Source organism: Kocuria arenosa, assembly GCF_042879215.1.
GTDB classification, from domain to species: domain Bacteria; phylum Actinomycetota; class Actinomycetes; order Actinomycetales; family Micrococcaceae; genus Kocuria; species Kocuria arenosa.
In genome coordinates, this window is sequence record NZ_JBHZTA010000007.1 from 70,153 (window position 1) to 82,746 (window position 12,594).

The following is a 12,594-nucleotide window of genomic DNA, read 5'->3' on the forward strand; positions in this document are numbered from 1 at the left end:
ACGGCCCCGTGCAGGGGACGGCCGCGGTCGTCGGCTCGGGGCCCAACGGGCTCGCCGCGGCCGTGGTGCTGGCCCGCGCGGGGCTCGACGTCACGGTCCACGAGGCGGCGGGCGCGGCCGGGGGAGCGGCCCGCTCCGCGGCCGTGCTCGGCCCCGGCACGGTGGTCGACCTCGGCTCCGCCGTCCACCCCTTCGGCGTGGCCAGCCCCCTGTTCGCGCAGCTGGGCCTGCACCGGCACGGCCTCGAGTGGCTGCACCCGCCGGTCGTCGCCGCGCACCCGCTCGACGACGGCCCGCCGGGCCTGCTCCACCGTTCGCTCGAGCGCACGGCGGAGGGGCTGGGCGCGGACGGCCGGGCGTGGTCCCTGCTGCACCGCGGCGTGGTGGAGCGCTGGGAGGAGACGGTCGAGTCGGTGCTGGGCCCGCTCGTGCGCGTGCCCGAGCACCCGCGGGCGCTGGCCTCCTTCGGCCTGCGTGCGCCGTGGCCCGCCGCGGCCACGGCCCGGGCGCTGTTCCGTACCGAGCAGGCCCGGGGGCTCTTCGCCGGATCCGCCGCCCACGCGGTGCTGCCCCCGCGGCACGCACTGACCTCCGCGTTCGGGACGCTGTTCGGCGCCGCCGCCCACGCCACGGGGTGGCCGGTGGCGCGCGGCGGGTCCCAGGCCGTCGTGGACGCCCTGGTGGCCGACCTCGAGGAGCACGGCGGGGGGGTGCTCGTCCACTCCCCGGTGACGGACCTCGCCCAGGTCCGCCCGGCCGACGTCGTCCTCCTGGACCTCACGCCCCGGCAGGTGCTGGGCCTGCGCGGGCTCGAGCTGCCGGACCGGTACCGGCGGGCCCTCGCCCGGTGGCGCTACGGCACGGCCTCCTACAAGGTGGACCTGCTGCTGGACGGCCCCGTGCCGTGGCGGGACCCGCGGGTGGCCGAGGCCGGGACCGTGCACGTGGGCGGGACGCTCGCCGAGATCGGCGCCGCGGAGCAGCAGGCCCGGGCGGGCCGGCTGCCGGAGCGCCCGTTCGTGCTCGTGGCCCAGCAGGGGGCCGCCGACCCGTCCCGGGCGCCGCTGGGCCGGCAGGTGCTGTGGGCCTACGCCCACGTCCCCCACGGGTGCGACGACCCCCGGGCCGGGGAGCGGGTGCTCCAGCAGCTCGAGCGCTTCGCCCCTGGGGTCCGCGACCGGGTCCGCGAGCGCGTGGACACCTCGCCGGCCGGGCTGGAGGCGTGGAACGCGAACCTCGTGGGCGGGGACATCGGCGGCGGCGCCCTGGACGGGCTGCAGCAGGTGTTCCGGCCGGCCGTGCAGGCCGACCCCTATGCGACCGGCGTGCCGGGGGTCTGGCTGTGCTCGTCGTCGACCCCACCGGGCGGCGGGGTGCACGGCATGGCCGGGTACCACGCGGCCCGCAGAGCGCTGCGGGGCCTCGCGAGGAGCCGGCGGCCCGCCGGCTGACGGGGGCTCAGGCGCCGCCCCCGGCGTACTTCGTGGCCGCGAGCTCGCGGATCTGCGCCACGTAGCCGCGGGTCTCCGCGAACGGGGGGATCCCGCCGTGCCGCAGGACCGCCGTGGGCCCGGCGTTGTAGGCGGCGAGCACCAGGTCGATCTCCTCCTGGGCCGAGGCGGGCGCCATCTCCTGCACCATGCGGCGCAGGTCCTTGAGGTAGATGCCCTGGGCGCGGATGGCCGCCCGCGGGTCGAAGGGGTCGCCCCGGCCGTAGCGCTTCCACGTGTCCGGCATGAACTGGGCCAGGCCCTGCGCCCCGGCGGGGCTGACGGCCCGCGGGTCCCACCGGCTCTCGACGTCCAGCTGGGCGGCCACGATCTCGGGCGGGAGCCCGGAGAGCTCGGCGGCGGCCAGGACGTCGTCGCCCCACGGCTCCGGGACCGGGATGGTGCGGCTGGGCTCCCTGCCGAGGGACGCCTCGCAGCACCCGGAGGTGTTGGCGTGGAAGAGTCCGCCGGTGCCGATCAGGAGCAGCACCACGGAGGCCAGCAGGAACCACGGGGAACCGCGCGGGGCGAGTTCCTCGGTGCCGGGGCGCGCGGGGTCCAGGACGGTGGTGGCCATCCGTTCCAGGCTAGGAGGCACCGTCCGTCCCGGTCTGCGGCCTCTTGGGGGGACAGCCCGCCCCAGCGCCTACGATGAGGGCGTGACTGCCGAGATCATCGCGACCCTCATCACCGCCGCCCTGCTCGTCGTCGGGTGCCTCGGCATCATCGTGCCGGTGCTGCCGGGCTCGGTCCTGGTCGTGGTCGGTCTGCTCGTCTGGGCCTTCACGGTCCAGGCCGTCGAGGGCTGGACCGTGCTGGCCGTCGGCTCCGCGCTGGCGATCGCCGGGATGGCCGCGAGCGCCGTGCTCACCGGGACCCGGCTCAAGCGCCGGCAGATCCCCAACCGCTCCCTCCTCTACGCCGCGGCCGGCGCCGTGGTGGGGCTGTTCGTGATCCCGGTGGTCGGGATCTTCGTGGGGTTCTTCGTGGGCCTGCTGCTGAGCGAGACCGCCCGCCAGCGGGACCTCCGGGCGGCGCTGGACTCCAGCTGGGCAGGTCTCAAGGCGGCGGGCCTGGGGATCGTCGTGGAGTTCGGGTGCGCGCTCGCCGCCTCCACGGTGTTCGTGCTGGGCGCGCTGGTCCTCTTCACGACGGCCTGAGCCCGGTCCCGTGACTGTGCCCGGGTCCGCGACTGCGCCCGTGCCGGGACCCGTCCCGGCACGGGCAGGGCCCGGACACCGCAGCGGGTGTCCGGGCCCTCGGCGTGCTGCGGCGCGTCAGCGCCAGGGCAGGGGGACCACCTCGACGTCCTGCCCGGCGGCCACGCCGCCCGGCGGGACCACGGCGATGACGTCCGCGTGCGCGAGGCCGCGCAGCATGTTCGCGCCGACCCGGTCCCGGGGGACGACCGTCCCGTCCCGGAGGTAGCCGGGCACGAGGGCCGTGACCTTCTGGCCCGGCAGCTCCTCGGCCGCGGGCAGGGTGCGCGTGGTCGGAGGCTGGTCGCCGTGCAGCTTGGCCAGCAGGGGCTGGGCCACCGTGAAGATGCTGGTCATCGCGGCCAGCGGATTGCCGGGCAGGCCGACCACGAAGGGACCGTCCTCGGGCAGCCGCGCCAGGAACGTGGGGTGGCCCGGGCGCTGGGCGAGCCCGTCGAGCAGGAAGACCGCCCCGAGCTCCTGGAGCGCCGACCGGACGTGGTCGGCGTCGGAGTGCCCGGTCCCTCCGGTGGTGACGACCACCTCGGTGCGGGCGTCGAGCACCGACCCCATGCCGGAGGGCGCCTCGGTCAGGGCGGAGAGCATCGCCTTGGCGGTGTCCTCGACGCGCCGGAGCTGGTCCACGGAGCCGCCCAGCATCTCCACGAACGTGGGCAGCTGGGGGCCGAAGGCGTCCCGGACCTGGCCTGGCTCGGGGATCCCGTCCTCGACCACCTCGCTGCCGGTGAGCAGGATGGTCACGCGCGGACGGCGGCGGACCGGGAGCATGTCGTGGCCGCTGACGGCGGCGAAGGCGATGTGCGCCGGGTTGAGCAGGCAATCGGCGTGCAGGATGACGTCCCCGGCCGCGACCTCCTCCCCGGTGCGGCGGATGTTCTGCCCGTAGGGGATGTCCTCGGCCGAGGGGGCGTGGGCCGCGATCCTGAGCTCGGTCCCCTCCTCGGACAGGTCCGCGTACTCGTCGCGCAGCACGGCCCGGGCCCCGGCGGGGACGAGCCCGCCGGTGACGATGCGGGTGGCCTCGCCCGGCTCCAGGTTGAGCACCGGGCGGTAGAGCTCCCGCGGCGGGATGGTCAGCATCTTGCGGGGGTCCGTCTCCACGGGCTCGGGGAAGACCACCGTCCACGGCTGGGGGCCGGCCACGGCGTAGCCGTCCATGGCGGAGGAGGCGTAGTGCGGGACCGGGATCGGGGCGGTGACGTCCTCGGCCAGGACCTCGCCGAGTGCCTCCTGCAGGGGCAGCCAGTGGCTGGGCAGCGCGGTGGCGATCTCGTAGGAGAACTGCCGGGCCCGGTGCCACTCGGCGTCGTGGACGGTCTCGACCTCCTCCGCGGCGCTCTCGGGCGTGCCGCTGTCGTCCTCGATGACGGGCAGCGCGTGCGTGTAGGGGCTGTTGGTGTCGTGGGGAAGGGGCAGTCCGGACATCAGTTCTCCTCGGGGGTTCGGGGGGCGGCGGGGACGAGGCCGCCGACGGTCTGCAGCGCACGGTCCAGGGCGCGGTGCTCGTCCTCACCCGCGGCCGCGGCGCGGCCCACGTGGTAGCCGAGCAGGTAGGCGGTGGGCGGGACGGCCGGGCGGACGGTGCCGTGGGCGATCCTGCCGGTGAGGCCCAGCACGGCGTCCAGGGGGAGCTCGGCGTCGGGGACGTCCAGGGCTCCGCGCACGGCCTCGACCCACCGCGCCAGGATCTCGTTCTCGGACGGGCTCAGGTCCTTGGGCATGCGCCGCTCCTCCCGGGCGGTGGAGCCGCCCGTTCGTGGTCAGGTCAGGTGGTGCCTGTGCACATCGTCCCACGTATCGACGTCCTCGGTGGCGTCCTCGGGCACGGTGACGTCCCGGAGCGGGAGGTCCCGCAAGAAGGAGAGCACGGACCGGTCCGCGGCGTCCTGGCCCGCGAACGCGCGGCGCAGCACGTCGCTGCGGTAGAGGGCGGCGAGGGGCTGGCGGTGGCCGCCGGGCGGGACCGACACGTAGCCGGCGGCGCCGTCGCCGGTCCGGGCGGCCTCCAGCAGGAGGGGAACGGCCCGCGACACCCCGGGCATGTCGCACGCCAGCGTCATGGTCCAGCCCGCGGCGGGCAGCGCGTCGAGGGCGCGCAGCCCGGCGGCGATGCCCGCGGCCGGTCCGGAGAACGGCGGGTCCTCGCGGGTGCGCAGCACGCCCTCGGGGATGACCGGGTCCGGGGGGCCGACGACGACGACGCCCGCCGCGTCCCCGACCGCGTCCAGGGTGAGCTGCAGCAGGGTGCGCCCGGCCCGCCGCAGCCGGGCCTTGGGCCTGCCGCCCAGGCGGGCGGAGCGGCCGCCCGCCAGGACGACGGCGTGGAAGACCGGGGCCGTGGTGCTCACGCGCTCATCCGCCCGAGAAGGGCGGCAGGACGTCGAGCACCGCCCCGTCCGGGACGGGAGCGTGCGGGTCGGGGCAGGCCACCCCGTCGAGCAGGAAGCTCGACCGGGCCAGCACCTCGGCCAGCGGCGGCTGGCCGGGCGGGGGCTGCGGGTGCCGTGCGACCAGCAGCTCCTCCACCTCCCGGCGCGGGAGAGCGGGCGCGTCGAGGGGCACGGTCTCGGCCTCGGTCCCGGCCGCGGCGCGGGCGGCGGCGAAGTAGCGCACGAGCACGTCGCGTCAGCCCCCGATCGCGCTCATCGAGCGCTCCGGCTGGACGTAGTCGGCGGAGTCCAGGCCCGTGTGGTCCATCCCGTGCGCGGCCGGCTTGGCCCACATCGCGGCCCGCCAGCGGTCGGCGAGCTCGGCGTCGGTCGCACCGGCGCGCAGCAGCGGCAGCAGCTCGACCTCCTCGTGGGAGAACAGGCAGGACCGGATCCTGCCCTCGGCGGTGATCCGGGTCCGCTTGCAGTCGGCGCAGAAGGGCTCCGTCACGGACGCGATGACGCCCACCGTGCCCAGCGGCGGGTCCTGGGCGCCGGAGCACAGGGCAGAGGCCGCGGCGGGGGGCGCCGCGGAGGTCGCATCCGAGGTCACGGCGGAGTCCACGGGGGTCGCGGTGGCCGTGCGGGGGTGCACGTCCCACAGCTCGGCCGGGGCGCCGTCGCGCGCCCCCGGGTGCGGGGCCAGCCGGAACCGGGTGGAGAGCCGGTCGCGGATCTCGGCGGCGGTGACCATGTCCGCCCGCGTCCAGCCGTGGTCGGCGTCCAGCGGCATCTGCTCGATGAACCGCAGGGCGAAGCCGCGCTCGAGCGCCCACGCGAGCAGCTCCGGGGCCTCGTGGTCGTTGACCCCGCGCATCAGCACCGCGTTGATCTTGACCGGGGCCAGCCCGGCGGCGGCCGCGGCCACGGCCCCGGCCAGCACGTCGGCGAGGCGGTCCCGGCGGGCCAGGGCGCGGAAGGTCGCCGCGTCCAGGCTGTCCAGGGAGATGTTGATCCGGGTCAGCCCGGCCTCGGCCAGGGCCTCGGCGCGGGCAGCGAGGCCGATGCCGTTGGTGGTTAGCGAGACCGGCAGCTCGGGGTGGGCGGCCCGCACCCCGGCCACGATCTCCTCGAGGTCGCGGCGGACCAGGGGCTCCCCGCCGGTCAGGCGCAGCTCGGTGACCCCGAGCTCGGCCACGCCGATGCCGACGAGCCGGACGATCTCACCAGCGCTCATCAGCTGCGCGGCCGGCAGCCAGGGCAGGCCGTCGGCGGGCATGCAGTAGGTGCAGCGCAGATTGCACTTGTCGATGACCGACAGGCGCAGGTCGGTGGCCCGGCGGCCGTGGCGGTCCACGAGCCCCGCCTCCCGCGGCGCACCGCTCGGGCCCGGACCCGCACTGCGGATGCGCGGAAGTCCCAGGGATACGCTCATGTCACCGCCTCGGTGGTCGCGTCCGGCCCGCACGGTGTTCGGCGCGCCGGGATGGTCCGCCCAGTGTAATCAGTCGCCGGCATGCCGAAAATGCCACGCGCGCCGCCCGGCGTCATGCCGGCTCCGGCGGGGCCTGCGCGTCCAGCTGCTCGAGGGCCCCCGTCCACCGGGCCTCGCGCTCGGCGGGCGACTGCTCCCACCACGGCGTGCCGCGCTCGCCCAGGCCCAGCTTCGCGAGCCCCACCCGGTCCCGCACGGCCCGCAGCTCCTCGTCCGTGCCGTCCCGGCGCACCGTGCGGACGGCCGCGCGGGCCCGGCCCAGGTGGGACCTCAGCCGGGCCGCCACGTCCGTGGGCAGCCCGGGGTCCTGGCGGCGCCACCGCCGGCCGTCCACCACGATCCACCGGCCGTCCGGCGTGTGCTCCACATCCCGTCGCGTCATGGCTCCGATCCTGCCAGGACGAGCCCCTCCCGGCACCTACGCTGGTGGGATGAGCAGGCACGCGCAGCACCCGGTCCGCAGCGTCGACGAGCACCGCCGCGCGGTCACGGACGCCCTGCGGGGCCTCCGCGCCCGGACGGAGACCGTGCCCCTGGCGGCCGCGCCGGGCCGGGTCCTGGCCGTGGACCTGGTGGCGCCCCTGAGCCTGCAGCCCTTCGACAACTCCCAGATGGACGGCTTCGCGATCCGAGCCGCCGACAGCCGGGCGGCGCCGGGGGAGGACGGGCGCACACCGTTCGTCGTCGTCGCCCCCGTGCCCGCCGGTCACGTCCCCGGCCCGCTGGCTCCCGGGGAGGCGGCCCCCGTCATGACCGGCGCGCCGCTGCCGCCCGGCGCGGACGCGGTGGTGCCCGTCGAGGAGTCGCTGCCGAGCGGCTTCCCGGTACCGGGGACGAGCCTGCGGCTCCCGGTGGGCCAGCCGGCCGGGCGGTTCGTCCGCCGCGCGGGGGAGGACGTCGTCGCGGGGGAGACCGCGCTGGTCGCGGGGCAGCGGCTCACCCCCGCCCGGATCGGACTCGCGGCCGCGCTGGGCTGCGCGGAGCTGACCGTGCGCGCCCGGCCCCGGGCCGTGCTCTACACGACGGGCGACGAGGTCGTGGCGCCCGGCGCCCCGCGCGGCCCCGCCCAGATCTTCGACGCGAACGCGGCGATCCTGTGCGCCCAGCTCGCGGAGGCGGGCGTGGAGGTGCTCGGCGCCCACCTGGTCTCCGACGACGCCGGCGCCTTCGCGGCACGGCTGGCCGAGGACGCGCGGCAGCGGCCCGACTTCTTCGTCTCCTCGGGCGGGGTCAGCGAAGGCGCCTACGAGGTCGTCCGGCAGGTGCTGGCGCCCCACGGCGAGTTCGTGCACGTCGCGATGCAGCCCGGCGGGCCGCAGGGTCTCGCGACGCCCGGCGGCGTGCCCTTCGTCTGCCTGCCCGGCAACCCCGTCAGCACCCTGGTGTCCTTCGAGATGTTCCTCCGTCCCGCCCTGACCGAGACCGTGGGAGCTCCGGCGCCGCGGGCCCGCCGCACGGGGCCTCTGGCGGAGGCCGTCCGGCCGCTGCCCGGCAGGACGCAGGTGCGCCGGGTCGTCTGGGACGGCGCCACGGTGCGGATGGCGGGCGGGGCGGGCTCCCACCTGCTGGCCTCGGCGGCCCGGGCCAACGCCCTCGCGCTCGTGCCGGCGGGCGGGGCCGAGCTGCCGGCGGGGACCCCGGTGGAGCTGCTGCTGCTCGACTGATCCGCTGCCCGGCTGATCCGCTGCCCCACCGACCTGGTGCCCGGCCGGACCGCTGCGGCACTGCCCCGCTGCGCCCTGCCCCGCTGCCGGGCAGGGCGCATCCGGCCTGGCCCGGGCGTGCGGCGGCGGTGTCACCGCCGCTCGTTAGACTGGTCTGCGCCCCGCCCGGACGATCGCACAGAACAGGTCCCCATGACGTCCCTGCTCGCCCCGCTGCTCCTCGCCGCCACCGCCGTGATCCAGGCGCTCGGCCGCTACGAGTACCACCAGAACGGCATCACCGTGGTGGGCCAGATGCTGTTCCCGATCTTCTTCGCCGTCCTGGCGCTCTTCCTCGCCCGACGCGGCGAGCGGGGCTCCTTCGGCACGGCGCACCTGGGGCTGCTCGTGGCCGGGGCCGTCCTGTTCGTGCTCACCCTGGTCGGCCGGAACGGCACCGTCCCCCAGCTCTACCCCTCCGTGTGGATCTACTACGCGGCGTTCGCGCTGCTGGCGGTGCAGGCAGCGCTGCGCATCGCGGGGACCCCCCGGCGCCGGCGCGGAGACGCGCCGTCCGAGGGCCCCTCCCCGCGGGGCTGAGCCGCTACGGGGCGGTCGCGGCTCCGCCGACGCGATCGAGCACCAGTCCCGCCAGCTCCTCGGCCCGGGTCTCCGGCAGCCAGTGGCCGGCGTCCAGCTCCACAAACCGGTAGGGCCCCCGCACGTGCTCGGCCGTGAGCTCCGCGGCCCGCCGGCCCAGGGCGAGGTCCCGGGTGCCCCAGGCGTACGTGGTCGGGACGTCGACCGGTCCGGTGCGCAGCCGGGACAGCGGCAGGGCACGGTACCAGTTCAAGGCCCCGGTGAGCGCGCCGGGCTCCCGCATCCGGGCCGCGTAGCGGGCGGCCTCCGCGGCGGGCAGGCCGGAGCGGCGCAGGAGGTCCTCGAGGCGCGGGCCGAGCAGCGCCTCCGGGAGCCGGGGCAGCTGGAAGGCCCCGACGTAGGCCGAGCGCAGTGCCTGCGGCGAGCAGGTCAGGGAGCGTGCGAGCGCCCGGGGGTGCGGGACCGAGGCCACGGTGAGGGACGCCGTCCGCTCCGGCCGGTGGGCCGCGAGGGCCCACGCCACGATCCCGCCCCAGTCGTGGCCGACGACGTGCGCCCGCTCCAGCCCGGCGGCGTCCAGCAGCGCCACGGCGTCCTGGACGAGCAGCTCGAGCCGGTAGGCGCGGCGGCCCCGTGGCCTGGCCCCGGGGGCGTAGCCCCGCTGGTCGGGCACGAGCGTGCGCAGCCCGGCGCGCTGCAGCACGGGCGCGACCCGGGACCAGCTCGTGCCGTCCTGCGGGAAGCCGTGCAGCAGCAGCACGGGCTCTCCGTCCGGGGGCCCGTCCTCGCGCACGTCGAGGTGGCCGATGCCCGCGTCCCGCCGCAGCTTCCAGCACCTGTTGGCCGCCGGCTCCCCGACATCACCGGAGTGGTCTGCCGTCATGCTGTTCTCCTCGGGTGGGCCGGCGGCTCCACGGCCATGTGGTCGCGTCCCGTCAAGCTAGCACCGCTCCAGAGGCGGTACCAGGACAGGCCACGGCGGTGGCCGGCCCCGTCGTGGGCGAGAATGGGAGGGACGCACCGACCGGGAGATCCGAAGGGGACCGAACCGACATGACCGAGCATCAGCAGAGCCTCACGCACGTCCGGGCGGACGGGTCCGCGCACATGGTGGACGTCTCGGACAAGGCCGTGACCACCCGGGAGGCCACCGCGACGGCCACGCTGCGCACCCGCCCCGACGTCGTCGAGCAGGTCTTCGCCGCGGACCTCCCCAAGGGGGACGCCCTGCCGGTGGCCCGGGTGGCGGGGATCATGGCGGCCAAGAAGACCCCGGAGCTCGTCCCGCTGTGCCACCCCCTGCCGATCAGCAAGGTGACCGTGGACTTCGAGCGGCTGGTGGACGGCGTGCGGGTCACCGCGACGGTGCGGACCCGGGGGGTGACCGGCGTGGAGATGGAGGCGCTGACCGCGGCGTCGGTGGCCGCCCTGACGCTCTACGACATGATCAAGGCCGTGGACAAGCTCGCCGAGATCGACCGGGTCAGGGTGCTCGCGAAGTCCGGCGGCAAGTCCGGGGACTGGGCGCGGACCGACGGGGACGCCGCATGAGGAGCGCCGCCGTCATCGTCGCCTCCACCCGCGCCGCCGCCGGGGTCTACCAGGACCGGAGCGGGCGGATCGCCGCCGACTGGTTCGGCTCCCACGGCTTCGAGGTCGAGGGCCCGTTCGTGGTGGCCGACGGCGAGGACGTGCGCGCCGAGCTCGAGCGGCTGCTCGTGGCCCGGGCACCCGAGGACCGTCCCCGGGTGGTCGTGACCAGCGGGGGGACCGGACTCGGCCCCGACGACCTCACGCCCGAGGTCACCCGGCCCTTCCTGGACCGCGAGCTGCCCGGCATCATGGAGGCACTGTGGGCGGAGGGCCGGAGGACCACGCCCCTCGCGGTGCTCAGCCGCGGGCACGCCGGGGTCAGCGGCGCCACGTTCGTGGTCAACCTCCCCGGCTCCACCGGCGGGGTCTGGGACGGGCTGAAGGTGCTCGAGCCGCTCCTCGACCACGTCTGCGACCAGCTCGAGGGCCACCGCGACCGCGGGCACGACGGCCCCCACCACGACCCCCGACCGCACGAGGAGACCGACCGATGAGCGCTCCCGGACCCATCCGGGCGGAGACCGCCGTGCTCGGCGCCTTCGTCACCGAGGAGCCCCTGGACCACGCCCGGGCCGTCGCGGCGGTGCAGGACGAGCGCACCGGCGCCGTGGTGTCCTTCAGCGGGGTCATCCGCGACCACGACGGCGGCCGCCCCGTCACCAGCCTCGACTACACCTGCCACCCCGGCGCGGACCGGGCCATCCAGGACGTGGCCCGCCGGGTCGCCGAGGAGTTCCCCGGGGTGCGGATCTGGGCCGCCCACCGGATCGGCCACCTAGAGATCGGGGACTCCGCCCTGGAGGTGGCCGTGGCCGCCGCCCACCGCAAGCTCGCGTTCGCCGCCTGCGACGCGCTCGTGGACCGGATCAAGACCGAGGTGCCCGTCTGGAAGGAGCAGCGGTTCGCGGACGGCTCCACCGAGTGGGTCGGACTGGACGCCTGAGCGCCGTGGACCTGCCCCCGCTCGTCGAGCCCGCCGCGGAGCTCACCGACGCCGAGCTGCGCCGCTACGCCCGCCACCTGACCGTCCCCGAGATCGGCGAGAAGGGCCAGCGGCGGCTCAAGAACGCCCGGGTGCTGTGCGTGGGCGCGGGCGGACTCGGCTCCCCGGCCCTGCTCTACCTCGCCGCCGCGGGCATCGGGACCCTCGGGATCGTCGACGACGACGTCGTGGACGCCTCCAACCTGCAGCGCCAGGTGATCCACGGCGGGACGACACTGGGCGCGCCCAAGACCGCCTCGGCCGCCGCGCGGATCGCCGACCTCAACCCGCTGGTGCGCGTCGTGGAGCACCGCGGGCGGCTCACCGCGGGCAGCGCGGAGGAGATCCTGGCCGGCTACGACCTCGTGCTGGACGGCACGGACAACTTCGAGACCCGCTACCTCGTCTCCGACGCGTGCGAGCTGGCGGGCCTTCCGCACGTGTGGGGCTCGATCCTGCGCTTCGACGGCCAGTACTCGGTGTTCTGGGGCGCGCACGGACCCACCTACCGCGACCTCTACCCGGTGCCCCCGGTCCCGGGCACGGTGCCCAACTGCGCCGAGGCCGGGGTGCTCGGCGTGCTGCCGGGCCTGCTGGGCACCGCCATGGCGGTCGAGGCCGTCAAGCTGGTCACCGGGATCGGCACCACGATGCTCGGCCGGGTCGCCACCTACGACGCCCTCTCGGCGCGCTGGTGGGAGATCCCGCTGTCGCCCACGCCGGGCCGCCCGCCCGTGACGGCCCTTCCGGCGGCCGACGACGGTGCTCCCGCCTGCTCGGCGCCCGGCCACGGCCCGGTGCCGGGGAGCGTGCCGACCGTGACGGCTCCGGAGCTCGCGGAGCTGCTGGCGGCGCGGGAGCGCGGCGCCGCGGACTTCGAGCTCGTCGACGTCCGGGAGCCCTACGAGGCCCGGCTCGCGGCGATCCCCGGCGCACGGCTGGTCCCGCTGGGCCAGTTCGAGTCCGGGGAGGCCCTCGCCCGGATCGCCCCGGGCCGCCGGGTGCTGCTGCACTGCAAGGCCGGGGCGCGCTCCGAGCGGGCCCTGCGCCTGCTGCGGGCCGCCGGTCACCCCGACGTCGCGCACCTCGAGGGCGGGGTGCTGGCGTGGATCGAGCAGGTGGACCCGTCCCAGCAGCCCTACTGATCGACCCGTGCGGCCGATGCTGTGCGCCTCCGGGTCTACGCGGGGAGCGGACAGCCC

16 protein-coding genes are annotated in these 12,594 nt (G+C 76.6%); 8 read left to right on the top strand and 8 right to left on the bottom strand.

Annotated elements, in window-relative coordinates; genetic code table 11:
• Nucleotides 1-8 precede the first annotated feature (8 nt).
• Nucleotides 9-1,451 carry a phytoene desaturase family protein gene (locus ACFYE3_RS12770; RefSeq protein WP_387609728.1) on the top strand — a complete coding sequence of 481 codons (1,443 nt, stop codon included), beginning with the start codon at nucleotides 9-11 and terminating at the stop codon, nucleotides 1,449-1,451.
• Between the two features lie 7 nt (nucleotides 1,452-1,458).
• Here the strand turns inward: ACFYE3_RS12770 and ACFYE3_RS12775 are convergent, their stop codons facing one another.
• Complete coding sequence (locus ACFYE3_RS12775; RefSeq protein ID WP_387609730.1) at nucleotides 1,459-2,067, bottom strand: lytic transglycosylase domain-containing protein; 609 nt, start codon at nucleotides 2,065-2,067, stop codon at nucleotides 1,459-1,461.
• Between the two features lie 82 nt (nucleotides 2,068-2,149).
• On the opposite strand from ACFYE3_RS12775, the gene ACFYE3_RS12780 reads away from it, so the two are divergent.
• Nucleotides 2,150-2,650 (top strand): DUF456 domain-containing protein, encoded by a 501-nt coding sequence (locus ACFYE3_RS12780; protein WP_387609732.1) that lies wholly within the window; start codon nucleotides 2,150-2,152, stop codon nucleotides 2,648-2,650.
• 117 nt (nucleotides 2,651-2,767) lie between these two features.
• Here ACFYE3_RS12780 and ACFYE3_RS12785 read toward each other — a convergent pair whose 3' ends face one another.
• From ACFYE3_RS12785 to ACFYE3_RS12810, 6 genes are all read right to left on the bottom strand, one after another.
• Entirely contained in the window at nucleotides 2,768-4,135 is a 1,368-nt protein-coding gene (locus tag ACFYE3_RS12785) for a molybdopterin molybdotransferase MoeA (protein ID WP_387609734.1), read from the bottom strand.
• The gene (locus ACFYE3_RS12790; RefSeq protein ID WP_387609736.1) at nucleotides 4,135-4,431 is read right to left on the bottom strand and encodes a DUF6457 domain-containing protein; all 297 of its coding nucleotides are present in this window, start codon (nucleotides 4,429-4,431) and stop codon (nucleotides 4,135-4,137) included. Before ACFYE3_RS12790 ends, ACFYE3_RS12785 begins: the two co-directional genes overlap by 1 nt.
• Before the next feature lie 39 nt (nucleotides 4,432-4,470).
• On the bottom strand, nucleotides 4,471-5,058 hold the full coding sequence (gene mobA, locus ACFYE3_RS12795) for a molybdenum cofactor guanylyltransferase (protein ID WP_387609737.1): 588 nt from the start codon (nucleotides 5,056-5,058) through the stop codon (nucleotides 4,471-4,473).
• 4 nt (nucleotides 5,059-5,062) lie between these two features.
• Entirely contained in the window at nucleotides 5,063-5,329 is a 267-nt protein-coding gene (locus tag ACFYE3_RS12800; protein ID WP_387609738.1) for a MoaD/ThiS family protein, read from the bottom strand.
• Nucleotides 5,330-5,335: 6 nt separating this feature from the next.
• The gene (locus ACFYE3_RS12805; protein ID WP_387609739.1) at nucleotides 5,336-6,514 is read right to left on the bottom strand and encodes a GTP 3',8-cyclase MoaA; all 1,179 of its coding nucleotides are present in this window, start codon (nucleotides 6,512-6,514) and stop codon (nucleotides 5,336-5,338) included.
• Between the two features lie 112 nt (nucleotides 6,515-6,626).
• Entirely contained in the window at nucleotides 6,627-6,956 is a 330-nt protein-coding gene (locus ACFYE3_RS12810) for a biopolymer transporter Tol (protein ID WP_387609740.1), read from the bottom strand.
• Between the two features lie 49 nt (nucleotides 6,957-7,005).
• Here ACFYE3_RS12810 and ACFYE3_RS12815 point away from each other — a divergent pair, with 49 nt between their 5' ends.
• Both ACFYE3_RS12815 and ACFYE3_RS12820 read left to right on the top strand, forming a co-directional pair.
• On the top strand, nucleotides 7,006-8,238 hold the full coding sequence (locus ACFYE3_RS12815; RefSeq protein WP_387609742.1) for a molybdopterin molybdotransferase MoeA: 1,233 nt from the start codon (nucleotides 7,006-7,008) through the stop codon (nucleotides 8,236-8,238).
• A gap of 192 nt (nucleotides 8,239-8,430) precedes the next feature.
• On the top strand, nucleotides 8,431-8,817 hold the full coding sequence (locus ACFYE3_RS12820; protein WP_387609744.1) for a hypothetical protein: 387 nt from the start codon (nucleotides 8,431-8,433) through the stop codon (nucleotides 8,815-8,817).
• 4 nt (nucleotides 8,818-8,821) lie between these two features.
• Here the strand turns inward: ACFYE3_RS12820 and ACFYE3_RS12825 are convergent, their stop codons facing one another.
• Nucleotides 8,822-9,700 carry an alpha/beta fold hydrolase gene (locus ACFYE3_RS12825; protein ID WP_387609745.1) on the bottom strand — a complete coding sequence of 293 codons (879 nt, stop codon included), beginning with the start codon at nucleotides 9,698-9,700 and terminating at the stop codon, nucleotides 8,822-8,824.
• A gap of 170 nt (nucleotides 9,701-9,870) precedes the next feature.
• Between ACFYE3_RS12825 and moaC the strand changes: the two genes are divergently transcribed.
• Genes moaC through moeB form a run of 4 tightly spaced genes read left to right on the top strand, consistent with a single transcriptional unit; the run spans nucleotide 9,871 to nucleotide 12,537 of the window.
• Nucleotides 9,871-10,368, top strand: a complete 498-nt coding sequence (gene moaC, locus ACFYE3_RS12830) for a cyclic pyranopterin monophosphate synthase MoaC (protein WP_387609748.1) — start codon at nucleotides 9,871-9,873, stop codon at nucleotides 10,366-10,368.
• Complete coding sequence (locus tag ACFYE3_RS12835) at nucleotides 10,365-10,904, top strand: MogA/MoaB family molybdenum cofactor biosynthesis protein (protein WP_387609750.1); 540 nt, start codon at nucleotides 10,365-10,367, stop codon at nucleotides 10,902-10,904. Before moaC ends, ACFYE3_RS12835 begins: the two co-directional genes overlap by 4 nt.
• Nucleotides 10,901-11,353, top strand: coding sequence for a molybdenum cofactor biosynthesis protein MoaE (locus tag ACFYE3_RS12840; protein ID WP_387609752.1), 453 nt, complete (start codon nucleotides 10,901-10,903; stop codon nucleotides 11,351-11,353). The genes ACFYE3_RS12835 and ACFYE3_RS12840 overlap by 4 nt, the downstream gene beginning before the upstream one ends.
• 5 nt (nucleotides 11,354-11,358) lie before the next feature.
• Nucleotides 11,359-12,537 carry a molybdopterin-synthase adenylyltransferase MoeB gene (gene moeB / locus ACFYE3_RS12845; RefSeq protein WP_387609754.1) on the top strand — a complete coding sequence of 393 codons (1,179 nt, stop codon included), beginning with the start codon at nucleotides 11,359-11,361 and terminating at the stop codon, nucleotides 12,535-12,537.
• Nucleotides 12,538-12,594 lie beyond the last annotated feature (57 nt).